Source organism: Bacillus sp. 005/A4HT-01/001 (genome assembly GCF_004634445.1).
Taxonomy (GTDB): Bacteria; Bacillota; Bacilli; order Bacillales; family Bacillaceae; genus Bacillus; species Bacillus altitudinis.
This window is the reverse complement of sequence record NZ_SEIZ01000004.1, coordinates 1-20,421: the sequence shown is the minus strand read 5'-3', so window position 1 is coordinate 20,421 and position 20,421 is coordinate 1. Positions and strand designations below refer to the sequence as shown.

At 41.3% G+C, this 20,421-nt stretch carries 29 protein-coding genes, 2 tRNA genes and 1 rRNA gene; 18 read left to right on the top strand and 14 right to left on the bottom strand.

Features of this window, described 5'->3' with window-relative positions:
* Positions 1-13: 13 nt before the first annotated feature.
* From ES896_RS12900 to ES896_RS20415, 3 genes are all read right to left on the bottom strand, one after another.
* On the bottom strand, positions 14-907 hold the full coding sequence (locus ES896_RS12900) for an alpha/beta fold hydrolase (RefSeq protein ID WP_135226857.1): 894 nt from the start codon (positions 905-907) through the stop codon (positions 14-16).
* A gap of 56 nt (positions 908-963) precedes the next feature.
* A complete protein-coding gene (locus ES896_RS12895; RefSeq protein WP_007496431.1) occupies positions 964-1,416 on the bottom strand; it encodes a MarR family winged helix-turn-helix transcriptional regulator in 453 nt (150 codons plus the stop codon).
* Positions 1,417-1,480: 64 nt separating this feature from the next.
* A complete protein-coding gene (locus tag ES896_RS20415) occupies positions 1,481-1,603 on the bottom strand; it encodes a hypothetical protein (protein ID WP_017366680.1) in 123 nt (40 codons plus the stop codon).
* 137 nt (positions 1,604-1,740) lie between these two features.
* Here ES896_RS20415 and ES896_RS12890 point away from each other — a divergent pair, with 137 nt between their 5' ends.
* Together ES896_RS12890 and ES896_RS12885 are read left to right on the top strand one after the other, a co-directional pair.
* On the top strand, positions 1,741-2,346 hold the full coding sequence (locus ES896_RS12890) for a TetR/AcrR family transcriptional regulator (RefSeq protein WP_017366681.1): 606 nt from the start codon (positions 1,741-1,743) through the stop codon (positions 2,344-2,346).
* A 31-nt stretch (positions 2,347-2,377) separates the two neighbouring features.
* Positions 2,378-3,580, top strand: coding sequence for an MFS transporter (locus tag ES896_RS12885; protein ID WP_050826998.1), 1,203 nt, complete (start codon positions 2,378-2,380; stop codon positions 3,578-3,580).
* Positions 3,581-3,614: 34 nt separating this feature from the next.
* On the opposite strand, the gene ES896_RS12880 is transcribed toward ES896_RS12885, so the two are convergent.
* Together ES896_RS12880 and ES896_RS12875 are read right to left on the bottom strand one after the other, a co-directional pair.
* The gene (locus ES896_RS12880) at positions 3,615-4,031 is read right to left on the bottom strand and encodes a hypothetical protein (protein ID WP_129548114.1); all 417 of its coding nucleotides are present in this window, start codon (positions 4,029-4,031) and stop codon (positions 3,615-3,617) included.
* A complete protein-coding gene (locus ES896_RS12875) occupies positions 4,028-4,468 on the bottom strand; it encodes a LytTR family DNA-binding domain-containing protein (RefSeq protein ID WP_135226856.1) in 441 nt (146 codons plus the stop codon). The genes ES896_RS12880 and ES896_RS12875 overlap by 4 nt, the downstream gene beginning before the upstream one ends.
* Positions 4,469-4,629: 161 nt before the next feature.
* On the opposite strand from ES896_RS12875, the gene ES896_RS12870 reads away from it, so the two are divergent.
* Positions 4,630-5,418 carry a GNAT family N-acetyltransferase gene (locus tag ES896_RS12870; protein WP_129548115.1) on the top strand — a complete coding sequence of 263 codons (789 nt, stop codon included), beginning with the start codon at positions 4,630-4,632 and terminating at the stop codon, positions 5,416-5,418.
* Here ES896_RS12870 and ES896_RS12865 read toward each other — a convergent pair.
* Positions 5,410-5,883, bottom strand: a complete 474-nt coding sequence (locus ES896_RS12865; protein ID WP_008346715.1) for a GNAT family N-acetyltransferase — start codon at positions 5,881-5,883, stop codon at positions 5,410-5,412. The two genes, ES896_RS12870 and ES896_RS12865, sit on opposite strands and share 9 nt — an antisense overlap.
* A 51-nt stretch (positions 5,884-5,934) precedes the next feature.
* Between ES896_RS12865 and ES896_RS12860 the strand changes: the two genes are divergently transcribed.
* Positions 5,935-6,204 (top strand): YesK-like family protein, encoded by a 270-nt coding sequence (locus ES896_RS12860; RefSeq protein ID WP_039956342.1) that lies wholly within the window; start codon positions 5,935-5,937, stop codon positions 6,202-6,204.
* Positions 6,205-6,216: 12 nt separating this feature from the next.
* Here the strand turns inward: ES896_RS12860 and ES896_RS12855 are convergent, their stop codons facing one another.
* From ES896_RS12855 to ES896_RS12845, 3 genes are all read right to left on the bottom strand, one after another.
* Entirely contained in the window at positions 6,217-6,741 is a 525-nt protein-coding gene (locus ES896_RS12855) for a GNAT family N-acetyltransferase (protein WP_008346711.1), read from the bottom strand.
* Positions 6,738-7,133, bottom strand: coding sequence for a VOC family protein (locus ES896_RS12850; RefSeq protein ID WP_017358436.1), 396 nt, complete (start codon positions 7,131-7,133; stop codon positions 6,738-6,740). Before ES896_RS12850 ends, ES896_RS12855 begins: the two co-directional genes overlap by 4 nt.
* A 68-nt stretch (positions 7,134-7,201) precedes the next feature.
* Positions 7,202-7,825 carry a GNAT family N-acetyltransferase gene (locus tag ES896_RS12845; protein ID WP_008346706.1) on the bottom strand — a complete coding sequence of 208 codons (624 nt, stop codon included), beginning with the start codon at positions 7,823-7,825 and terminating at the stop codon, positions 7,202-7,204.
* A gap of 149 nt (positions 7,826-7,974) precedes the next feature.
* Here ES896_RS12845 and ES896_RS12840 point away from each other — a divergent pair, with 149 nt between their 5' ends.
* From ES896_RS12840 to ES896_RS12815, 6 genes are all read left to right on the top strand, one after another.
* Positions 7,975-8,526 carry a TetR/AcrR family transcriptional regulator gene (locus ES896_RS12840; protein ID WP_008346703.1) on the top strand — a complete coding sequence of 184 codons (552 nt, stop codon included), beginning with the start codon at positions 7,975-7,977 and terminating at the stop codon, positions 8,524-8,526.
* 115 nt (positions 8,527-8,641) lie between these two features.
* A complete protein-coding gene (locus ES896_RS12835; protein ID WP_050805661.1) occupies positions 8,642-9,145 on the top strand; it encodes a dihydrofolate reductase family protein in 504 nt (167 codons plus the stop codon).
* Positions 9,146-9,254: 109 nt separating this feature from the next.
* Positions 9,255-9,728 (top strand): MarR family winged helix-turn-helix transcriptional regulator, encoded by a 474-nt coding sequence (locus tag ES896_RS12830; protein WP_017358433.1) that lies wholly within the window; start codon positions 9,255-9,257, stop codon positions 9,726-9,728.
* Positions 9,712-10,335, top strand: a complete 624-nt coding sequence (locus ES896_RS12825; RefSeq protein WP_058214392.1) for a nitroreductase family protein — start codon at positions 9,712-9,714, stop codon at positions 10,333-10,335. The genes ES896_RS12830 and ES896_RS12825 overlap by 17 nt, the downstream gene beginning before the upstream one ends.
* 17 nt (positions 10,336-10,352) lie before the next feature.
* Positions 10,353-11,405: an LLM class flavin-dependent oxidoreductase gene (locus tag ES896_RS12820; RefSeq protein ID WP_024719164.1), complete on the top strand. Its 1,053-nt coding sequence runs from the start codon at positions 10,353-10,355 to the stop codon at positions 11,403-11,405.
* Between the two features lie 350 nt (positions 11,406-11,755).
* Positions 11,756-12,049: a hypothetical protein gene (locus ES896_RS12815; RefSeq protein WP_008346693.1), complete on the top strand. Its 294-nt coding sequence runs from the start codon at positions 11,756-11,758 to the stop codon at positions 12,047-12,049.
* A 43-nt stretch (positions 12,050-12,092) separates the two neighbouring features.
* On the opposite strand, the gene ES896_RS12810 is transcribed toward ES896_RS12815, so the two are convergent.
* Positions 12,093-12,647: a helix-turn-helix domain-containing protein gene (locus ES896_RS12810; RefSeq protein ID WP_035390323.1), complete on the bottom strand. Its 555-nt coding sequence runs from the start codon at positions 12,645-12,647 to the stop codon at positions 12,093-12,095.
* A gap of 115 nt (positions 12,648-12,762) precedes the next feature.
* On the opposite strand from ES896_RS12810, the gene ES896_RS12805 reads away from it, so the two are divergent.
* A complete protein-coding gene (locus tag ES896_RS12805) occupies positions 12,763-13,350 on the top strand; it encodes a LysE family transporter (RefSeq protein WP_035390320.1) in 588 nt (195 codons plus the stop codon).
* Positions 13,351-13,354: 4 nt separating this feature from the next.
* Here ES896_RS12805 and ES896_RS12800 read toward each other — a convergent pair whose 3' ends face one another.
* Complete coding sequence (locus ES896_RS12800; protein WP_035390318.1) at positions 13,355-13,906, bottom strand: GNAT family N-acetyltransferase; 552 nt, start codon at positions 13,904-13,906, stop codon at positions 13,355-13,357.
* A gap of 126 nt (positions 13,907-14,032) precedes the next feature.
* Here ES896_RS12800 and ES896_RS12795 point away from each other — a divergent pair, with 126 nt between their 5' ends.
* Both ES896_RS12795 and ES896_RS12790 read left to right on the top strand, forming a co-directional pair.
* Complete coding sequence (locus ES896_RS12795) at positions 14,033-14,218, top strand: CsbD family protein (RefSeq protein ID WP_035390316.1); 186 nt, start codon at positions 14,033-14,035, stop codon at positions 14,216-14,218.
* Between the two features lie 149 nt (positions 14,219-14,367).
* Positions 14,368-15,030 carry an O-methyltransferase gene (locus ES896_RS12790; protein ID WP_081038914.1) on the top strand — a complete coding sequence of 221 codons (663 nt, stop codon included), beginning with the start codon at positions 14,368-14,370 and terminating at the stop codon, positions 15,028-15,030.
* Positions 15,031-15,066: 36 nt separating this feature from the next.
* On the opposite strand, the gene ES896_RS12785 is transcribed toward ES896_RS12790, so the two are convergent.
* Positions 15,067-15,387: an AzlD domain-containing protein gene (locus ES896_RS12785; RefSeq protein ID WP_035390312.1), complete on the bottom strand. Its 321-nt coding sequence runs from the start codon at positions 15,385-15,387 to the stop codon at positions 15,067-15,069.
* The gene (locus ES896_RS12780) at positions 15,384-16,109 is read right to left on the bottom strand and encodes an AzlC family ABC transporter permease (protein WP_007496390.1); all 726 of its coding nucleotides are present in this window, start codon (positions 16,107-16,109) and stop codon (positions 15,384-15,386) included. Before ES896_RS12780 ends, ES896_RS12785 begins: the two co-directional genes overlap by 4 nt.
* A gap of 296 nt (positions 16,110-16,405) precedes the next feature.
* On the opposite strand from ES896_RS12780, the gene ES896_RS12775 reads away from it, so the two are divergent.
* Both ES896_RS12775 and ES896_RS12770 read left to right on the top strand, forming a co-directional pair.
* A complete protein-coding gene (locus ES896_RS12775; RefSeq protein WP_046526821.1) occupies positions 16,406-17,281 on the top strand; it encodes a DMT family transporter in 876 nt (291 codons plus the stop codon).
* A gap of 79 nt (positions 17,282-17,360) precedes the next feature.
* Positions 17,361-18,380 carry a S66 family peptidase gene (locus ES896_RS12770; RefSeq protein ID WP_135226855.1) on the top strand — a complete coding sequence of 340 codons (1,020 nt, stop codon included), beginning with the start codon at positions 17,361-17,363 and terminating at the stop codon, positions 18,378-18,380.
* 38 nt (positions 18,381-18,418) lie between these two features.
* Here the strand turns inward: ES896_RS12770 and gltP are convergent, their stop codons facing one another.
* A complete protein-coding gene (gltP, locus tag ES896_RS12765) occupies positions 18,419-19,669 on the bottom strand; it encodes a glutamate-aspartate/proton symporter GltP (RefSeq protein WP_024719154.1) in 1,251 nt (416 codons plus the stop codon).
* 369 nt (positions 19,670-20,038) lie between these two features.
* Here gltP and ES896_RS12760 point away from each other — a divergent pair.
* From ES896_RS12760 to ES896_RS12750, 3 genes are all read left to right on the top strand, one after another.
* A tRNA-Arg gene (locus ES896_RS12760) sits at positions 20,039-20,115 on the top strand.
* Positions 20,116-20,130: 15 nt separating this feature from the next.
* A tRNA-Gly gene (locus ES896_RS12755) sits at positions 20,131-20,204 on the top strand.
* A gap of 137 nt (positions 20,205-20,341) precedes the next feature.
* Positions 20,342-20,421 (top strand): 16S ribosomal RNA (locus ES896_RS12750); the annotation flags it as partial.

The window sequence follows — 20,421 nt, the reverse complement described above, 5'->3', positions numbered from 1 at the left end:
ATTGGGTCTTTTTTTATATGTGTACCTGATGTTCAGCCCGTTTTTTTAAAGAGAGTAAAATGTCTCTCCAAACATCATCTATATCAGTAAGAAAATGTCCTGCTTGCTCGATATAGTGCGTTTTGGCGTTTGGAATGTTGGGAGCAATGCTTTCTATCTCTGCAAAAGGGGCCATCTGATCCTCTTTTCCATGCCAGACATCCACAGGGATTTGTATATCTTTCATATCGAATGCCCATGACCGTGAGAGTAAATCTGGTTCATGAATACATTCATCAACCGATTGACGAGTAGCTTCGTATAAATGCCGCATCATCAGCTCCAGTTGCTCATCGGTTTGAAGAAATTGCCGATCCGATGGATGTAAATGTTTGTTCCCTTTTTTCGTTAGTTTCTTGAATTTCTCTGGTTTCTTTTCAATGAGTTTTTTCTGAGCGCGATAACTTGCCTTTAAGAGCCAAGGCATTCTTTTACTGAGGAAAAAGGCAATCTTGTTCTCCTTTAGCATACTTTTAGGCGGTTTACCATCCTGAAATGGGGTGGTACTTGAGACGAGAGCAGCTGAAAGAATGCGGTCTGGCAATTGATAGGCACAACCAGCAGCGAATGCCCCGCCTCCAGAGACACCAATCACTGAAAAATGGGAGATATCAAGATGATCGGCCACTTCCTGTACGTCTTTTGCCCAGTCTAAAATAGTGCGGTTCGGTTGCGGATCAGATAAACCAAAACCAGGTCTGTCTAAAGAAATGAGACGAATGTCAAGCTCTTTTGAGATTGGATCATCATCTAAAAACATCACTCTCGATCCAGGTGTCCCATGAAAAAAGAATACTGGGAATCCTTCAAGATCACCGTATTGAGACAAACCAATATGACGTCCATCTTGCAAATGAATCCTGTCCATTTGATCATCCCTTTCATCGTTTATCTAACTTACATATTCATGCATGAAACGCCGGGTTAAGGCGTTTCTTTCGCAATTTGATAGATTTTTTCGTAAAGCGATAATAATGTTTTTAGATCTTCTTTTGAAAGCTGGGCATAGTATTTTTGAATAAGATGCAGCTGAATTTTTTCAATATCTTTATGATAGTCATGGCCCTTTTGAGCAAAATCAACAATGATTTCTCTACGGTTATGTGGATTAATCTCTCTTTTCACATATCCAAGCTGCTCAAGCTTTGATATGAGCTGGCTAGCGGCACTAGATGAAATGGAGAAATAATCAGCCAGTTCATTGATTGTTCTCGTCTTCGACCGCAGCAATTCAAGGGTCAGTTCTTGTTTGCTTGTTAAATCTGCATACTCATTTTTTAAGAATCGTTGATACTCTTCTACATAGATAGAACCTAGTGCATTTGAGTACTCAATGATTTTTTTGCTGTAATGAATGATATCCTCATCCAATGACATCACCTCTTTTCTCCTATATTATATGCGATCTTAATATTTAAGTGAAGTTAAATGTTAAGAAAAATTAAATAAAAGGAGGATAGACTACTGAGAAAATGACCTCTACCTCCACTTTTTTCATCAACAATGGACAAAGAATACTTCCTGTTTGGTGATGGGCAAAAATGATCGTTTTGTTTGTTTTCACTTAGATTCACTCCTTAAGAAGTCGATGACTTTTTCATTGTATTATGGGCGATCTCCATTTATAATAAAAAAATAAACCAACTGGTCGGTTTTATTTGTCCATGTGAAGAAAAGCAAGGTAGAAGGGATTGTTCATAGATGACAAGTGCACAGAGCGGGGCTGGAAAAAGTGAAAAGACGAAGCAGAAAATTGTCACCGCTTCACGTGATTTATTTGCGAAAAAAGGATATTCGGAAACTTCCGTGCGAGATATTCTAGAGGCAGCTGAGATAAGTAAAGGCAACCTTTATCATCATTTTAAAGGAAAAGAGTTTTTGTTCCTTCATATTATGGAAGAGGATCATCGATTCATGATGGAGACGTGGCATGAAGAGAAACAAACGCTGCACCGGGCCATTGATAAGCTCGCAGGGTTTGCAGAGCTACTTAGTCAAATGGGGATTAACTATCCTTTAATGAGAGCAAGTGAAGAATTCTGTGCCAGTGCATTTACATCAGATGAAGTCATGGAGCGGCTGAACAAGATTGATGTAGACTTTGATGATGTGATGAGAGACATCCTGCTTGAAGGAAACGAAGATGGCAGCTGGTCGATTCAGCATGTTGAATCAAAAGTGAAAATATTACTTTCTGTATTTTATGGATTAGACGTGTTATATAAAAATGACACGATGCAGCAGAAAAAGGAATTACAAAAAGAGGCGATCTCATTGTTTATTCACGGAACCAACCATCATGAGTAACAAGTGAGTCAGTAAAGGGGAAACAAACATCATGCAAAAACCGATTCGTGAGCAAAAAGCCGTACTTGTTATTTTATTAAGTAATATATTTATTGCGTTTTTAGGTATCGGTCTGATTATACCTGTCATGCCGCTCTTTATGAATGTCATGCATTTAACGGGCAGTACGATGGGATATCTTGTGGCGGCGTTTGCCGTTGCACAGCTTATCGCATCACCTATTGCGGGAAGATGGGTAGACCGATACGGAAGAAAGATCATGATTGTGTCAGGCCTTTTTCTATTTGCGTTATCAGAACTCGTTTTTGGCTTAGGAACACACGTATATGTTCTGTATTTTGCAAGGGTTCTTGGCGGTATTAGTGCTGCATTTATCATGCCGGCTGTCACCGCTTATGTCGCCGATATCACGACTGTTCAAGAAAGATCAAAGGCAATGGGGTATGTATCCGCTGCTATTAGTACCGGATTTATCATCGGCCCGGGAATTGGCGGATTTATTGCAGAATATGGCGTTCGCCTGCCGTTTTTCTTTGCAGCAGGGATTGCATTTATTGCTGTGATTTCGTCTATGTTTATGCTGAAGGAACCATTAACAAAAGAAGAGCGAGAGAAACAAATGGATCAAGTGAAGGAATCGACCTTCTTTAAAGACTTGAAAAAATCGATTCATCCAAGCTATCTCATCGCCTTCATCATTGTCTTTGTGCTGGCGTTTGGACTATCTGCATATGAAACGGTCTTTAGCTTGTTTACAAATCACAAGTTTGGATTTGGTCCGAAGGATATTGCGATTATCATTACCGTCAGTTCAATTGTAGCCGTCATTATCCAAGTCCTCGTGTTTGGTAAAATGGTGAATGCGCTTGGGGAGAAACGAGTTATTCAACTATGCTTGATTGTTGGAGCAGTTCTCGCTTTTGTTTCTACAGTCGTGTCAGGCTTTATGGTTGTGCTGATCGTGACGTGTGTGATTTTCCTTGCGTTCGATTTATTGCGCCCTGCCCTCACGACCTTCTTATCAAAAATCGCTGGCAATCAGCAAGGATTTGTCGCAGGGATGAACTCTACCTACACAAGCCTTGGTACGATTTTTGGCCCGGCACTTGGCGGCATTTTATTCGATCAAAATATTCATTTCCCATTCCTGTTTGCAGGTGTTGTCTTATTTCTTGGATTGGGCTTAACCCTTATTTGGAAGGGGAAGGCGACAGAAGAGGCATCAGCAGAATAATAGAAAAGAGACCTTTCAAATAAGGTCTCTTTTTTTAAGGCTGCGGCTTCAGGTGATTCAGTGCCTGCGCCAGTTTTTGATTTTGTTGCTTTTTGTAAAATAGAAAGGCGATGATATGGCCTACTAATGTGAGAAAGGCTATACCGATAAAATAAGGCATGATCCATTCGAGCAGTGTAGTCGAATATAAAGCGACGGCTCCTACTTGAAACCCTAAATTGACGACAGTGGAGATGAGAATGTTGATGGGTGCTGGGAAGGTAAAGTAGTTCCATAGTAAAGGATACATGACCCCAAAGACGATGCCTGCCAAAGTCCCGATGGCAATGATGTGCCACACGTAATGAAAAGAGATAGAGGATGACCATTGAGTGATTGACAGTATGAGTGTCAGCCATACGATAGAGACAAAAGCTGTTTGCATAAATTGATATTTTAGTTCCTTGATCATTTGAATCGCTCCTTTATATATTTGGCGTAATGACGACTGACGGTGTAGCTGTTTTTAGAGATGGTTTCGACCTCTAAGCGAGCGTACGTACCAGCGACAAAGCTGTCGACTTGCGCTAAATTGAGAATGACTGCATTGTTGATACGATAGAAATGTTCACGCTCTAACGACTTCAGATCCTTCAGCCGTTTACTGAGAAAATACGTCGTACCTTGAGTCGTGATCACCTTTGACAGATGTCCAAGCGCAGAGATCGCTTCAATTTGTTCTAATGGTAAAAGAGACTGCCGATCATTTTTTGGATCTTTGACCGTTAGAGATGTACTAGTCTCCAGCATTGATGTTATCTTTTGTAAACGCTCTTGATTATGTGGATGGCTGATGACGACTACTTCCGTCACATCCTTTTCTTGATTCCAGAAAAAACGAAATTTCATTCATAAACCTCCTCTCACAATGAGCATAGCAATAGATGAAAGCGAATGCGATGGAATGTTGCTTTGATGCAGAAGAATTCTTTTTGTTGCAAAGATTCACCGCGTGTCTGCGGCTTTCCTTTATAATGAAAAGATACTCGTTCGTGAATGGAGGAATGATGTTGTATCTTGTAGATCAACAAAGGACAGAAGCGGTAAAAGAGGAAATTCGGCGGATTGATCCTGCCTATCCAGTGTTCGTAGATGCGATACTCGATGGGGTGATACAAGGAGATTTATATGTGGATCACCGAGATCACCCGTGTGTCTATTTTGTAGGGACAACAACCGGCATTTATTATGTCGCAGGCAGGACAGAAGCAGCACTTTCATTATGTTCAACGTTCATTGTGGATGTTTATAAAAAGCAGAAAAGAGAGAACAGACGGTTCACTTTGTTTTCAGCAAATCCAGCATCAGATGAGATGATGAAAAAATGCTTCGGTTCCCAACTGAATGAAATGCAAAGACATGCGTATTCTTATGACTTGACCTCTCCTGATCTGATTGTGCCTGATCAAGATGAAATGATCAAACGCACGAATGAACAAGTCATTGCCGCAAGCAAAGTATTCCCATCCAGCTATTATGAAGCATATTGGGGAGGAGTAGATCACTTTTTATCTAATGGCGTCGGAGTTGCCATCTTAAACGGTGAAGACGTGGTCAGTGAATGTATCTCTATTTTTTCAAGTGAAAAACGAGTGGAAATCGATATTTGGACAGATGAAGCCTGCCGTGGAAAAGGGTTGGCTTTGTTAGCAGCTCAGCAAATGATCAGCATCTGTGTTGAAAAAGGGAAGACACCGCATTGGGATTGCGATGTCCATCACGCAACCTCGGCCAAATTGGCAGAGAAGCTAGGTTTTCAGTGGACAAAGACGTATCGCTTATTTTATGCCTCACGCTGAAAAGGTTTTGAGATACCAAGCATCCATGGCAGAATGCTCTGAGCCTTCAATCGGTGCAGGAAGAAGAGAAAAGTCATACCGTTGATAAAGGCCAGTAGCAGCTGTTAATTCACTGCGGGTTTCTAAATAACAAGCATCGTAGTATGTAGCAGCATATTGGAGGGCCGTATCCATCAGTTTCTTGCCCGCACCTTTGCCTTGTGCTTTTGGGCTTAAATAAAGCTTTTGCAGCTCACAAATGCCATCTGTGAAAGGGGCAATGCCAACGCCACCAACAATTTCACCATGTTCTTCGGCAATCCAATAGGCTGCATGAGTCAATGATTGATAGTATTCGAAAAGCTGATCAAGGTGTGGGTCTGTGTAGGCTGTACCTTCAATCGCAAGATTCGCTGATTCTAATGACTGGCGGATAATGGCCGCGATAAAAGGATTGTCCTGCTTTTGAATCGGTCTAATATTCATTGTAAAAACCTCCGTTGTCATAAGATAAAAAAGAAAAGGAGTTGATGCGATATGTTCTGGCTACAAACCGCTATTTTTACTGTCATTGTGCTCTGTCTCTCGTGGTGGGCAGGAAAAAGACGCAGGCATCGCCATGCCAGGCTAATTGTCCCGATATGTATCACTATGTTTGGATTACTCTTATTGATCGGCAGTTTCTTCATTGGCAGATGGGAAGGGATGGCGCTCAGCATATCAAGCGTCTCTATCGTTCTCTCTTCTATCATTTGTTTGATCATCGTTACAGGGGTTCATCTGTTTAAAAAAGATGACCCTTCGTAGGCTGGGACATCTTTATGATTTGATTCTATCGTATTCCTCACGAAGGATGCCCATCATGATGACATCCGAATAAGCACCGTTGAAATAGAGCGCTTGACGTCTTTTTCCTTCATATTGAAATCCGGCTTTCTCATAGCTTCGAAAGGCTCGTGGGTTATGGGAAAAAACTTCAAGCTCAAGCCGATTGAGTTCTAACGTCTCAAAGGCAAATGTTTGAACCATCCGAACAGCCTCAGTGCCATACCCTTTGTGAAAATGCTCTGGACCATGCAGCGCAATGCGGAAACTTGCCGTATGGTTTATCGGATCAATATCCACAATCGCCGCATCCCCAATCATTTCTTTCGTGTCTAGCAGACAAATAGCAAAGTCTCGTCTACTGTCATCCTGCAGAAAACGGGTATAGGCTGAACGAATTTCTTCTAGTGTGAACGTTTTGCGTGTGCCAGTCATATAAAGTGTTTCTGCATGCTGGCATCCTCTATGAATACCAGGATAATCTTTTTCTTCAATCGGTCTCAAGAATAATCGAGTCATGATGGATCAGCCTCCTCTATATATCGGGAGATTTCAATTAAGTTCATATCAGGATCACGGATATAAATGGATTCAATCGGACCTAATGCACCAGAACGTCTGACCGGACCTTCTTCAATTGGAACAACCTGCTTTCGAAGATGAAGCAATAAACTGTCTATATCTAAATCGGTGATAAAACACAAGTCAGCAGATCCAGGCTTGGGATGAGCAGCTTTTGGTTCAAATTCATGACCCGCTTCATGAAGGTTGATCTTTTGTAAGCCAAAACGAAGGGCTTTACGGCCTTCTCCAAAAGTTTCTTCCTTCATTCCTAATACGTTTGTATAAAAGCGAATGGTTTCCTCCATATGTTGTACAGTCAACACGATATGATCAAGTCGTCGTATCATCAGTCTCTCCTCCAAGTATGATCATTGTTTGAACTGTTTCTATTATATCATCCCTTGAAGAAGATACCTTATTTGATCACGGTTTTATAACTCCAGCTTTCTAGGGACATGTTTTCTCCGTGCAGTACTCTCTCATCAAACTCCGTCCACCCATTTTTTCGATAGAAATGACGATTGGCCTCGTTGTGTGTAATCAGTGTGAACAGTCCGCCGCCTTGCCGGGCGATAAAGGGGAAAAGACATTGCTTTAGCATACGGCTTCCAAGTTTTTTTCCTTGTTGGTCTTTTGCAACGACAAGAGCTTCTAAATACCAGTAAGGTTTCTTTAAGGAAGAACACGCTTTTTTTGCCTCCTTTAACATACGGAACACATGCTGAATCGCCGATATGCCGCCAGTAAAGAGTAGCTTTAACCCACCAGATAACACATAATCCATGAGTCCTGGTTCAGGAAGACGGGGATGTTTTAACAGGGCGGCAGACACAATTTTCTCGTTCTCAACCCCGACCAAACAGATTTGATGCTGAAAATATACCTTTGTATTGATCAAATGCAGCTGACGGGCGAAAGCAGAACGCTTGGTCACCTTTTCGCATAATAAATCAAAAAATGAATAGTTCTGAAATGAATCATCTAACAACGCTGCCACTTGAGGCAGTTCATCCTCTCTAGCAAGTCTGAATTGAAGCATATGATGGTCCTCCTTTTTTGAACAGATATAGATTATTGAACATGTGTCCATTATAATAAGAGGAAAATAAACCGAACATCGGCAATGAATGATCTCTTGTTCATAAATAGACAGGTATAGCCAGATTGTTCAAAAATGGAGGGTGTTTGATGAAGGACAGACGAACAATCAAAACCAAAAAGGCGATACGGGAAAGCTTTCTTGAGCTTTTAAAGGAAAAAGATGTTCAGCAAATTACAGTATCAGAGCTATCTAGAAGAGCGGATTTAGGTAGAGGGACCTTTTATTTGCACTACCAAGATGTATTTGATTTGCATGAACAGCTTGAGAAGGAACTATTTCATCAGCTTGGCGGACTGTACGATGAATCGTTTCCAAGCCAGGACCCGCTTGATATGCTGTCCTTTTTAAACAAAACAACTGAGTATTTAAAAGAAAAACAATTCATGATGACGTTATTTGTCAAACCGAATAGCCCAACGACGAATCAATTTAAAGCGTTTTTTAAAGAAAAAATCATGAAAGAGTGGCAACTTGATCAGCGTCAAATTACGGAACGTGAACAGATTGAGGCTTCATTTGTTGTGTCTGGTGTTGTTGGTGTACTGGAGGAATGGATTCATGAAGGGATGACAGTCGAAGCGGGGCAGCTTGCGCACATCTTGTACAAGCTTCTTATGAAGGTAGAACAGGAATCGTAAGAAACGAATTGATCATATATCATTTTTCTATTCTTTCTGTTAAAATGGGAATATACGTTCTTATTTCAGGCGGGGAGTGGTGAGATTGAAAAGGAAATTACTATTTTATGGGGCAATGAGCATTGATGGATATTTAGCAAGGGATGATCACCGTTTAGATTGGCTCATAGGCACAGAGGGCGAAGAGGATACGAGATATGAGGAATTTTATGCATCAGTCGATACGCTGATCATGGGACGGAACACATATGAGCAGGTTCTCAAACTTTCACCTGATGAGTTTCCTTATGAAGACAAGACATGTTATATCGTTTCTCGCACTTTACAAGACAGTCATACAGGAACCCGTATCATTCGTGAAGATGTTCTCTCGTTTATCCACAACTTAAAAAATGAAAAGGGGCAGCATATCTGGATAGTAGGAGGCGGGGAACTGCTTCAAGCATTATTAAAAGAAAGATTAGTCGATGAGCTGTATCTCCAAATCGCACCTGTCATGATTGGAAAAGGAATCCCTCTTTTCCCTCCAACTGAACAGGAATCTAGATTTTCATTACAACAAGTGAATCAATACAAGCAAATTGCTGAAATGCACTTTGTGTTAAAAGAAGATCACTGAATCACAGGGGTCTTTTTTTTAATCAAACAAACACGTTGACAAGAAAATATCCTAGTGTTAGGATAAATTTATCCTAGTTTTAGGATTTATTGAAAAAGGAGTAGTTGCCATGGTGCAGCAAGAACAGGAATTAGACTTAAGGCTTTTCCGAGTATGGATGAAAGCCTATCATGCCCTTTTTGCAAATATCCAAAAAGACATTGAACGTTATGATATCGGATTTGAAAACTTTCAAATTCTTGAATTACTGTATAGTAAGGGACCACATCCCGTTCAAAAAATTAGTGAGATTTTATCCATTCCAAGTGGGAGCATCACCTATGTGGTCAACAAATTAGAAAAACAAGAATTAGTCAAAAGACAATGTGCACCTTCTGATAAACGTGTATTCCATGTATTACTGACAGATAAAGGGAAGCAGCTATTTGACGATATTTTTCCAAAACATACAGATGTCATTTCACAAAATCTGTCCTTTATCGAAACAGAGGAAAAAGAGCAGCTCATTGAATGGTTGAAAAAAATCGGTTTAGGTGCAAAACAACTTCACGAAAAGGGGAAACAAGATGACACACAGCTTTGATACATTGGTACGTGAAAGACGATCAGCATCAAATTTTTTGCCGAATATCTCGATTTCGAGAGAAGAGCTTAATAGTATCTTTGAAGAAGTGAAGCTGGCACCTTCAGCCTTTAATTTACAGCATACGCAATATGTCGTCGTTCAATCAGAAGCGCTTAAAGAGCAGGTAAGAGATGCTGCATTTGGACAATATAAGGTGCAATCCGCTTCAGCAGCGATCATTGTGCTCGGCGATCCGAAAGCTTATGAGCAAGCAGGAAACATTTATGAAGGCCTAAAAATGCTCGGCATCTTAAATGCGCAACAATATGAGGAAATGGTCAGAGAGACGATGAGTTTTTATGAGCAGAGAGGATCAGACTTTCAGAAAGAAGAGGCGATTCGCAATGCTTCATTATCTACGATGCTATTTATGCTCGCCGCCAAAAACAAGGGATGGGATACTTGCCCGATGATCGGCTTTGACCCCGAAGCAATGAAAAAGGTGTTAAACATCGAATCAGATTTGGTTCCTGTATTAATGATTACACTCGGAAAAGAAAAAGTAGAGAGCAGACAAGCGAGAGGCTATCGCAAGCCGGTCTCTGAATTTGTGACATATTTATAAGATAGGGGGTTCCATTCATGGAACTAGGAATTAGTACATTTGTAGAAACAACACCTGATTTTCAAACAGGAAAAACAGTCAGCCACGCACAGCGTATTCGTGAAGTAGTAGAAGAAATTATATTAGCAGATCAAGTGGGTCTCGACGTTTTTGGTGTAGGGGAGCATCATCGTGAAGATTTCGCCGCATCAAATCCAGCAGTCGTATTAGCAGCTGCGGCAACGCAAACAAAGAATATTCGTCTGACAAGTGCCGTAACTGTTCTTTCATCGGCAGATCCTGTTCGTGTGTTTCAAGATTTTGCGACATTAGATGGCCTTTCTAACGGGCGTGCAGAGATCATGGCTGGCCGTGGATCATTTATTGAATCGTTCCCGCTTTTTGGCTATGACTTAGATGATTATGAAGAATTATTTGAAGAAAAACTAGATTTACTATTGAAATTACAGCAGTCAGAGCGTGTGACATGGAGCGGTAAGCATCGTCCTTCCATTCAGGATGTCGGCGTATACCCAAGACCTGTTCAAGATCCGCTTCCCATCTGGATTGGCAGTGGAGGAAACAGAGAATCTGTCGTACGTGCTGGATTATTAGGATTACCACTTGTCCTTGCCATTATTGGCGGCAGCCCTAGACAGTTCGCACCGCTCGTGCAGCTCTACAAGCAAGCTGCGATTCACGCTGGACATGACCCTGAGAAATTAACGGTGGCATCCCATTCACATGGATTTGTTGCAGAGGAAACAGAATTGGCAGCAGATCAATTCTTCCCTTCTACACAGCATGTCATGAATACATTAGCAAGAGAACGAGGCTGGGGACCTTATACCCGTTCTACATTCGATGCAGCAAGAACATTAGAAGGTGCATTGTATGTAGGAGATCCAGATGCCGTGGCAGAGAAAGTGATTCATCTGCGAAAAAATGTAGGCATTACGCGCTTCATGCTGCACGTACCGGTCGGTTCGATGCCGCATGATCAAGTGCTGAAAGCTATTGAGTTATTTGGAAAAGAAGTGGCTCCTAAAGTAAGAGAAGAGGTTGCCCGCTGGGAAGCCGAACAAGCATAACAAAAAAGTCGATCAAGGGAATAGGCTTGATCGACTTTTTCTTATGCTTAAGGATCAATAACACATGGTTTCACTGTAGGGCATGAAGCAGCAGAAGCAAATGGTGTGGCCGTCAAGGTGAAGAGGAAAACAAGTTGAAAACAGATAAGCCATTTTTTCATGAAATCACCTCCGTTATCAATTGTTTCACTAGAAACGAGATGAGGATAAAAGCATAGAAGTATGTAACACCCTCTATCCAGCATAAGACAATCATATCATAATTTTCAAAAAAATGAAAAAATAACTTACGAAAGTTCTAAATTATGGTATGGTTAATATGTTCAACAAAAAAAGGGAGGGATTTTTGTATGAAAAAGGTCATAACTTCTGTTTTGGTTGGAGCAATTGTTTTAACGGGTGCGGGTGTCACCGCTGTCCCGGTAGAAGCGAAGGGGAAAGTAAACAGTGAAGTAACGGTACAAGCAAGTCGAACCGTCTCGGAAACGAGAACATATACGACCTCAAACATCCCATCAAGTATTACATATGCAAAGGATGGATGGGTCGGTATTCTCTATCAATCGTCAATTGAAGAGTTAGGTTTAGGAAAATATAGAGTTACCTTTACTGGAACGGTTGTACGCGATCCAGGATTTAATTAAATAAAATGTAAAGCTGACAGGTGGACAAGCCTGTCAGCTTTTTTTAATGGGGATAATAAAGAATCATTTGCATCCGTACCATCTGTTCTCCTGATTGTTTATACTCATGGGCACGGTCAGCTTTAAACCGAATCGAGTCGCCAGCTTGTAATGTGTATTGCTCATCACCGATCGATAAATCAAGTGCTCCCTCAAACACGGTAATCAATTCCTCTGTACCGCCGATATGTTCTTCCGCACTTAACGACCCATGAGGATCAATTTCTACCTGATAGACTTCAAATTTTCTCAGGTCATCAAATGGGAACGTCGTATATACCCGATACCTTCCCTCGTCCTCTGTTAAAACTTGTCCTTCTTCTTTTCGCACAAACTTAATCTCAGGCTGCGGTGCGTAAATAAGTTCACTAAAAGACACCTTCAACCCATTGGCGATTTTCCACAGAGTGGTGATGGTCGGTGTGGATTCTCCTCTTTCGATTTGTCCGATCATCGTTTTACTCACATTTGTTACCTCAGCCATCTTTTCTAGGCTTAATTTCTTTTGCTCTCTTAGCAGTTTTACATTTCTAGCAATAATCGATTGTACATCCTCCATCAAAAAAACTCCTTTCTGCATTTACTTTATAACGACTGAATAGTACAATAAAACGTAATATATACGCAATAAAGACTTTTAAGTCTAAATAACGTATGAAGAAGGAGGTAACAGTTTGATTGTTTCCATGTTGATTTATGCTTTTGTTACCAGCTTTACCCCTGGACCGAATAATATCATGGCGATGGTCTTTACGAATAAATATGGGGTCAAGCAAACATTTCGATTTTGTTTAGGTGTTGGGAGCGGATTTTTGGTCATTTTGTGTTTGAGCGGTTTCTTCAATATGATTCTTTATCAAGTCATGCCGAAAATCGGCTGGGTCATGGCTTTCATCGGAGCCAGTTACATGATCTATTTGGCTGTCAAAATCATGAAAAGTAAAGGCGGAGATGACGAAACACTAGACCGCTATAATCATTTTATCCCGGGGATGCTGCTGCAATTTATTAATCCGAAAGCCATCTTGTATGGATTAACCGTCATTTCCACTTTTGTTCTGCCGTATGGACAGTCCAATATGCAATACATGTTATTGACACTGATTCTTGCCATCATCGGTTTTTTAGGCACATTTAGCTGGAGTTTATTTGGCTCTGTATTCAAGCGGTTTTTAACTCTTTATCAGCGGCCGTTCCAGTTCGTCATGGGGCTTCTGCTTATCTATAGTGCGATTTCGATGATCTGGGGATATGTCATGTAAGCGGTCAGGAGACTGGTCGCTGCCTGCCCATCACAACCGTATCATAATACATGCCGTCCGCCAGTCGTTTATCTTTTTTTAGCAAGCCTTCAATCTCAAAGCCATAGTGTTCATATAAACGAATGGCTTTTTGATTGGTTTCCATTACTTGAAGTGACATCTTTTGAATGCCTTGCTGATCTGCCCAGTCGATCGATGCAGCTAAAAGTTCTTTCCCGATGTGATAGCCCCAAGCGGCCTTCTGTACGGCGACGCCAAACGTTACTTTGTGAGCAGAGCGCTTAAGAGAATGCCCTTCGCATCTTGAAAAACCGACAATGTCTCCTTCAATATCTGCAACTAAAAAGAGATGACGGCATTCCTTGGAATCCTCTTGAATCAACGCCTCGAACCCTTTCTCATCAATAAAAGCTTCACCCGGTTCGCGATCTAAATATTCGGTTTCACCATCGATTTTCAGTCTGAGAGCTGATAACTGTTTGGCATCTGCTAATGCAGCAGAGTGAATACGATAGGTCACACCACGTACAGTGAACGTACTTTCAGAAATGATCATTGAACAGACCACCAACCTTTCATTCCATTATGTCTATCATACCTGAAACGCGCACACAGCACACTCAGATGTTTTGTCATGTGCAAAAAGGCTAAATAAACAGTATCAAACGTGGAGGTGGAACAAATGAGTGAACAAAATGGACATATGGATAAAGCGAAAGGAAAAACAAATCAAGTCAAAGGTCAAGTGAAAGAAAAACTTGGCGAAGCGACAGATCGTCAAAACCTGAAAGCAGAAGGAAAGAAAGATCAAGTAAAAGGAAAGCTTCAAGATAAAAAAGGTGACGTGAAAAATAAGCTGAATCAGTAGTTTGCGTATACTTGCACTCGCCCCATGTATCCATCATCACATTCCTTTCATCAATAAAATCAATAGGTGTGTGAAAAGAATTGATTATAAATTCTCGCTTCCGTCATGTAGAATTTAAATAGAAGACATGAACAAGGGAGATGGATAACTTGGAGCAAGTATGGGGGAAAGTTGACGAGTATATCAAAGACAAATTGATGGCTAAAGATGACGTATTGGAGCAAACTCTTATCAAGAATAAGCAAGCCGGGTTACCAGAAATAGATGTGTCGCCGGCCCAAGGAAAACTACTTTATTTGTTAGCAAAAACCAAGGGTGCAAAGCGCATTTTAGAAATCGGTACACTTGGCGGTTATAGTACCATTTGGCTTGCCCGTGCACTTGAAGCGGATGGAGAACTCATGACATTAGAGGCTGTCAGACATCATGCAGAAACCGCACAGCAAAACATAGACAGAGCAGGCCTAGCAGAACGTGTCACCATTTTACAAGGAAAAGCGTTAGATACTTTATCTCAGTTAAAAGAGCAGGATACGCTTCCGTTCGATTTGATTTTCATTGATGCAGACAAACCAAACAACCCGAAATATTTGAAGTGGGCGTTACATTTCTCAAAAAAGGGAACAGTCATTATTGCAGACAATGTGGTCAGAAATGGAGCAGTTCTTCATGCCTCTGATCAAGATGAGCGAGTGAAGGGAACGCGTGAATTTTTCGATTTACTCAAACAAGAGTCGAGAATTGAAGCAACCGCTATTCAAACTGTTGGCGAAAAAGGCTATGACGGCTTTATATACGGTATCGTAAAATGACAAAAAGCTTAACCGCATCCGGTTAAGCTTTTTCTTTTAGAAAAGCCATCTAGCTGTGCCCATCAGCATGACGCCTACTAGAACGGTGAGGGACAAGCTTTTTGTCCAAATAGCGATTAACACAGTTGGAACCAAGACAGCAAGGTACATCCAGTGAATGGTGACGCCTGCTGTAGTATGTATGAAAAGATGCTCTGCAATCAAAGCGGTAAATATACAAATGGGGATAAACGATAACCATTTGAGCACCACTTCTGGCATCTGGATACTCCTTACAAATAAAAATGGAACGACTCTTGGGATGATGGTCACAATCATACAGCCAAGAATGAGCCATAACATAAAACCACTAATCATTTATCTGTCACCACCCCAATAGTGGCAACAAGCACAGTTGCCAACAAAACAGCCACGTGTGAAGGAACAAAATGAAGCAGCACAAACATCGCAACAAACATATATAAAACAAGTGACAAGCGATGGGTGAGCTTATTTTTTGGCACCGTCTGTAAAGAAAGAATGAGCAGCGCAGCAAACATCGCGGATAGGGCAAAATCAAGACCAAGCGCCTCTGGATTTGAAATCCAGTGTCCGAATATTCCGCCAAGTGTACATGCAGCAATCCAGCATAAATAAGCTGTAATATTCAGTCCATGCATCCATCTGTTATTCAATTTTCCTTGCTGTGCTAATTTATTCATCGCTACGCCAAAGGATTCATCAGTAAGCAGAAGACCAAACCCGATGTTCTGCTTTACAGAGTAGCGTGTAAAATGGGGGGCAAGCGTAAGGCTGAGTAACAAATGCCGTAAATTGACAATGAACGTGGTGAAAATAATAGCGGAAAGGGGGCTTCCTGTCACAAGTAATGCACAGATGATAAACTGTGAAGCGCCAGCATAAATAAAGATAGAGAGCAGCGCGATTTCCCATATACTTAACTGCGAACTAATGCCAACAATTCCAAAGGCAAACCCAATGCTCATATAACCAAGCAAGGTTGGCACACAATCTTTTATTCCCTCAAGAAACGGTTCGTTTCCGGCAGTGGGAATGTGTTTCCTAGCTTCAACATCCAAAGAACTCTACTCCTTTTCTGTGTAAACATCAATTGTTTTACTTACTATAAGAAAACGAATTCATCATGTCAATCCTATTGAACTTCTATTATATGAAGAAACATGGCGATAAAAAAGGATTGAAGTGAACCAGATTTTGTTATAAAGTAATCAGAAAATAAAAACAATTGGGGTGACTGATATGCAATGGAAGCCTTTATTTGAACATGATGTACCAAATCACCTCCGTCCATAACGGAGAGTGATCTCCGTTTGTGGATATCGCAGTGAATATATCCAGTAACGGAGGGGAAAAAATGAATGAAAAATATATAGGAGCCCTTTACTTAGCGTTAGCTGCTAGTATTTGGGGCGGTATGTATGTAGTGGTCAAAGTAACAGTTGCGGTGGTCCCGCCACTTGAGCTTGTCTGGATGAGATATGCAATAGCTGGAGTCGTTCTTGTGTTCACGATTTGGCGTTTGGGTTACTCTTTTCGATTAGACAAAAAGGATATCCCGCTGATTGTGGCGATTGGATTGATTGGCAACTTTCTTTCGATCGTGACCCAAGAAATTGGCACAATGTATACGTCTGCACAAATGGGTGCCGTCATCACATCGGCCACACCTGCTTTTATGGTGCTTTTCGCTTTCTTTCTATTAAAAGAATCTTTCACAATGAGAAAGTGTGTCTCCATTCTGCTTGCTACAGTAGGTGTGCTGACGATGATTGGGCCTGTCGCTGTTCAAACGGATGAGTTTGTTGGCGGTCTTTCACTGGTTATTGCTGCATTAACATGGGCGCTCATGTCTGTTCTTTTGAAACGAGTTCCAGGAAAGTATCCTCAAGTAGTGACGACAACATATGCGATCATTGTGGCCTTTATCGTATTAACACCACCTGTCTTGTTTCGTTTGCCTCATCTGGATGTGCATCAAATGGCAAGACCGGAAATATGGGGCGGCATTCTGTATCTAGGTATCATCTCAACGGCCCTTGCTTTCTTTTTGTGGAATAGAGGGCTTCAACTGATGGACGCTTCAAGCGGTGGTCTGTTTTTCTTCTTTCAACCAATCGTTGGTACGGTCCTTGGATGGCTGCTTCTAGGTGAAGAGATGGGCTTACGTTCGTTTGTTGGGATTTTGTGTATTTTCGCAGGTGTATATACTGTCCTGCGTCAGAGAGAGTAAGACGAGATTCCCCTTGAAGAAGGGGAATTTTCTTTACAATGAATAGATGAGAGATTCATAGAAGGTGGAGGTGAGCAGGATGATCCAGTATCCATTTTTGCAAAAAGGACAAACGATTGGGGTGACAGCACCGTCCTCAGGTGTACAACCCTCTTTGCATGAGATGTTTCAACTGTCTTGCGATCGGATGAAAAAAAGAGGCTATGAAGTCATATGTGGAGAGACAGTATGGCAGCAGGAAAAAGCGAAATCAGCCCCTGCAATCAAGCGAGCAAATGAGTTACAGTGGATGATGACTTGTCATGAGATTGACCACATCATCCCGCCATGGGGCGGACAGCTGCTTATTGAAGTGTTAGAGCATCTTGATTTCTCAGTGATGCAAAAAAAGTGGATTCTTGGTTACTCAGATACAAGTCTCCTTCTATTAGCTTTGACATTAAACACAGGCATTGCGACAGCGCATGGACCGAACCTGGTGGATCTTCAGGGGGAAGAGCTTGATCAGGTGACTTCTATGTGGGAACAAATACTTTCCACTCCAGAGAAAAAGGACGTTACTCAATTTTCTTCTGATATGTATCAAAAGGAATGGCAGTATGACCATCCAAGCATTCATGTCTTTCATTTAACCGAACCAACCGCATGGCGTACTGTTGATCACTTAGAGACGACGATGAAGGGAAGACTGATGGGTGGCTGTATTGATGTGATTCGGCACTTAGCTGGCACGCCTTTTGGAGATGTCAAAGCTTTTCAAGAAACATACCTGAAAGGTGAACCCATTCTATGGTATTTTGAAAACTGTGAATTAAATGCTGCGAGCATGAAGAGGTCTCTTGTTCAATTAAAACTAGCAGGCTGGTTTGATCATTGCTCTGGCATCATGTTTGGCAGGAGTGCAGTAGACACTCCTGTGGAGGGATATGAATATACGGATCTATATGAAGAATTGCATAAAGAATTACACATACCGATTGTTTACGATATTGATTGTGGACACGTACCTCCGCAAATGACCCTCATTAACGGAGCATATGCGGAGGTGCAGTTGCAACAAGAAGGTAAAGCCGTGCTGAAGCAGACATTTTTGCCATAAAAAAAGGAAAGGGCGACCCCTTTCCTTCATAAAAAACATTACATTCCTTTTGTTTCTTCACCTGCTTTTGGAACTTCCCATGCAGACTCTCGGAATACTTTTTCCCATTTAGAAACGACAATACAGGCAACCGCATGTCCAGGAACATTCACGCCTGTTCGAGCCATATCCATAATCCGGTCAACCCCGGCGATAATAGCGACACCTTCTGCTGGCAGACCTACTGCATGAGCTGTTGCCAAAAGAACAACAAGTGAGCCAGACGGGACAGCTGCAATGCCTTTACTTGTTAAAACAAGGACAAGCATCATGAGGAGCTGCTGTGATAAACTCATATCGACACCAAACGCTTGTGCAAGAAACACACAGGAAACCGATAAATATAAACTTGAACCATCGCAATTAAGAGAAAGACCTGACGGGATGACGAAGGAAACGATTCTTTTTGGGCAGCCGTATTTCTCCATTCGTGACATGAGCTGTGGAAGAACAGTTTCTGTACTTGTAGTAGAGAAGGCAACCAAAAACAAATCCCAAATCATTTTCAACACTTCGAAGTAGTTAAAACGGAAGATCAGTGCGACAAGAGGGAACAAAACAAATAGAATAATAAACAATCCTAAGAATACAGTGCCAACAAGTTTCATCATAGGAATGAGTAAAACAATGCCGTATTGTCCGACAGAAGCTGCCATTAATGCTAAAACTCCAATAGGAGCTGTCACCATGACCATTTGTGTGAGCTTAAACATAATTTGTGCTACTGATTCAAAGAAGGTAAGGACAGGAGCGGAAGCCTTCCCAATGCCGCTTGCGGCTACACCGAATAAAATAGCGAAGAAAATCACTGCTAGTAAATCATTCTGAGCCATGACATCGATGATATTGGTTGGAATGATGTCTAAAACCATCTGTTTAAAATCGACGACCTTTTGAGTATAACCATCGAGTTCCCCAATATCTTTCTTAGCTAATTGAGAGAAATCGAGTCCAACGCCTGGCTTTAACACGTTGGCCAATAAAAGTCCGATTCCAAGAACGATGGTCGTAATGACCTCAAACCAAATGATTGTCTTTAATCCGAGACTGCCCATTTTCTTCATTCCACCGCTGCCAGCTGCGCCGATGACAATCGTAGAGAAAACAATAGGGACTACAATCATTTTAATCAATCGGATAAAGCCATCCCCAATGGGCCGCAGTGCCATTCCGAAATCAGGGAAGAAGTGGCCGATAAGAGCTCCTATCACCAAAGCGATCATGATTTGAAAAGCGACAAACTTTTTCATCATCTCCTACCTCCTTTAAATGCATGGAAAAAATTAAGAATTTTCCAATAAATAAAAATTCTAGGTGACCATGTTTTGTCCTCCTTTGGATTTAGAAAGATTTTATTTAAGAATCATTAGAATTATGAAGAAAGAAATGAAATTAGGGCGATTGAAACTCTATTTATCTAACAAAAGAGCGCTTCTTAAAAAACATGAAACTTTTTTAGAAAAATGTATTGACCCTTTTATATGATCCGTGGTATATTTTTATTCGTCGCTGATGACGCATCTGAAACACTGATGCTCAGACAGATAAGACAAACAAACTTCAAAAAGATGTTGACTTAATAAAAACGATATGTTAAGATAATTAAGTCGCCTGATTAAGCGCCCGTAGCTCAATTGGATAGAGCGTTTGACTACGGATCAAAAGGTTAGGGGTTCGACTCCTCTCGGGCGCGCCAATAACATTTAACCACGCGGGTGTAGTTTAGTGGTAAAACCTCAGCCTTCCAAGCTGATGTCGTGAGTTCGATTCTCATCACCCGCTCCATTTTGAAAAAAAATGATCTTTGAAAACTAAACAAGACAAAACGTACCTGTTAATTCGAGTTTTTATAAAAAAATCCTATGATACTTCATAGGTAGTCAGTCAAACGCTGACGAAAAACAAAACTTCGGTTTTGTACTTTTTCGGAGAGTTTGATCCTGGCTCAGGACGAACGCTGGCGGCGTGCCTAATACATGCAAGTCGAGCGGACAGAAGGGAG

What these genes read in the sequence shown, in the direction of transcription:
- ES896_RS12865 (WP_008346715.1), bottom strand. Translation starts at nt 5,883, where the DNA reads ATGAATATTAGACCGATTCAAAAGCAGGACAATCCTTTTATCGCGGCC.
- ES896_RS12890 (WP_017366681.1), top strand. Translation starts at nt 1,741, where the DNA reads ATGACAAGTGCACAGAGCGGGGCTGGAAAAAGTGAAAAGACGAAGCAG.
- ES896_RS12800 (WP_035390318.1), bottom strand. Translation starts at nt 13,906, where the DNA reads ATGATCATTTCTGAAAGTACGTTCACTGTACGTGGTGTGACCTATCGT.
- ES896_RS12815 (WP_008346693.1), top strand. Translation starts at nt 11,756, where the DNA reads ATGAAAAAGGTCATAACTTCTGTTTTGGTTGGAGCAATTGTTTTAACG.
- ES896_RS12820 (WP_024719164.1), top strand. Translation starts at nt 10,353, where the DNA reads ATGGAACTAGGAATTAGTACATTTGTAGAAACAACACCTGATTTTCAA.
- ES896_RS12785 (WP_035390312.1), bottom strand. Translation starts at nt 15,387, where the DNA reads ATGATTAGTGGTTTTATGTTATGGCTCATTCTTGGCTGTATGATTGTG.
- ES896_RS12775 (WP_046526821.1), top strand. Translation starts at nt 16,406, where the DNA reads ATGAATGAAAAATATATAGGAGCCCTTTACTTAGCGTTAGCTGCTAGT.
- ES896_RS12885 (WP_050826998.1), top strand. Translation starts at nt 2,378, where the DNA reads ATGCAAAAACCGATTCGTGAGCAAAAAGCCGTACTTGTTATTTTATTA.
- ES896_RS12845 (WP_008346706.1), bottom strand. Translation starts at nt 7,825, where the DNA reads ATGCTTCAATTCAGACTTGCTAGAGAGGATGAACTGCCTCAAGTGGCA.
- gltP (WP_024719154.1), bottom strand. Translation starts at nt 19,669, where the DNA reads ATGAAAAAGTTTGTCGCTTTTCAAATCATGATCGCTTTGGTGATAGGA.
- ES896_RS12795 (WP_035390316.1), top strand. Translation starts at nt 14,033, where the DNA reads ATGAGTGAACAAAATGGACATATGGATAAAGCGAAAGGAAAAACAAAT.
- ES896_RS12770 (WP_135226855.1), top strand. Translation starts at nt 17,361, where the DNA reads ATGATCCAGTATCCATTTTTGCAAAAAGGACAAACGATTGGGGTGACA.
- ES896_RS12810 (WP_035390323.1), bottom strand. Translation starts at nt 12,647, where the DNA reads ATGGAGGATGTACAATCGATTATTGCTAGAAATGTAAAACTGCTAAGA.
- ES896_RS12835 (WP_050805661.1), top strand. Translation starts at nt 8,642, where the DNA reads ATGAGCATTGATGGATATTTAGCAAGGGATGATCACCGTTTAGATTGG.
- ES896_RS12900 (WP_135226857.1), bottom strand. Translation starts at nt 907, where the DNA reads ATGGACAGGATTCATTTGCAAGATGGACGTCATATTGGTTTGTCTCAA.
- ES896_RS12860 (WP_039956342.1), top strand. Translation starts at nt 5,935, where the DNA reads ATGTTCTGGCTACAAACCGCTATTTTTACTGTCATTGTGCTCTGTCTC.
- ES896_RS12850 (WP_017358436.1), bottom strand. Translation starts at nt 7,133, where the DNA reads ATGATACGACGACTTGATCATATCGTGTTGACTGTACAACATATGGAG.
- ES896_RS12875 (WP_135226856.1), bottom strand. Translation starts at nt 4,468, where the DNA reads ATGAAATTTCGTTTTTTCTGGAATCAAGAAAAGGATGTGACGGAAGTA.
- ES896_RS12825 (WP_058214392.1), top strand. Translation starts at nt 9,712, where the DNA reads ATGACACACAGCTTTGATACATTGGTACGTGAAAGACGATCAGCATCA.
- ES896_RS12830 (WP_017358433.1), top strand. Translation starts at nt 9,255, where the DNA reads ATGGTGCAGCAAGAACAGGAATTAGACTTAAGGCTTTTCCGAGTATGG.
- ES896_RS12840 (WP_008346703.1), top strand. Translation starts at nt 7,975, where the DNA reads ATGAAGGACAGACGAACAATCAAAACCAAAAAGGCGATACGGGAAAGC.
- ES896_RS12880 (WP_129548114.1), bottom strand. Translation starts at nt 4,031, where the DNA reads ATGATCAAGGAACTAAAATATCAATTTATGCAAACAGCTTTTGTCTCT.
- ES896_RS12895 (WP_007496431.1), bottom strand. Translation starts at nt 1,416, where the DNA reads ATGTCATTGGATGAGGATATCATTCATTACAGCAAAAAAATCATTGAG.
- ES896_RS12855 (WP_008346711.1), bottom strand. Translation starts at nt 6,741, where the DNA reads ATGACTCGATTATTCTTGAGACCGATTGAAGAAAAAGATTATCCTGGT.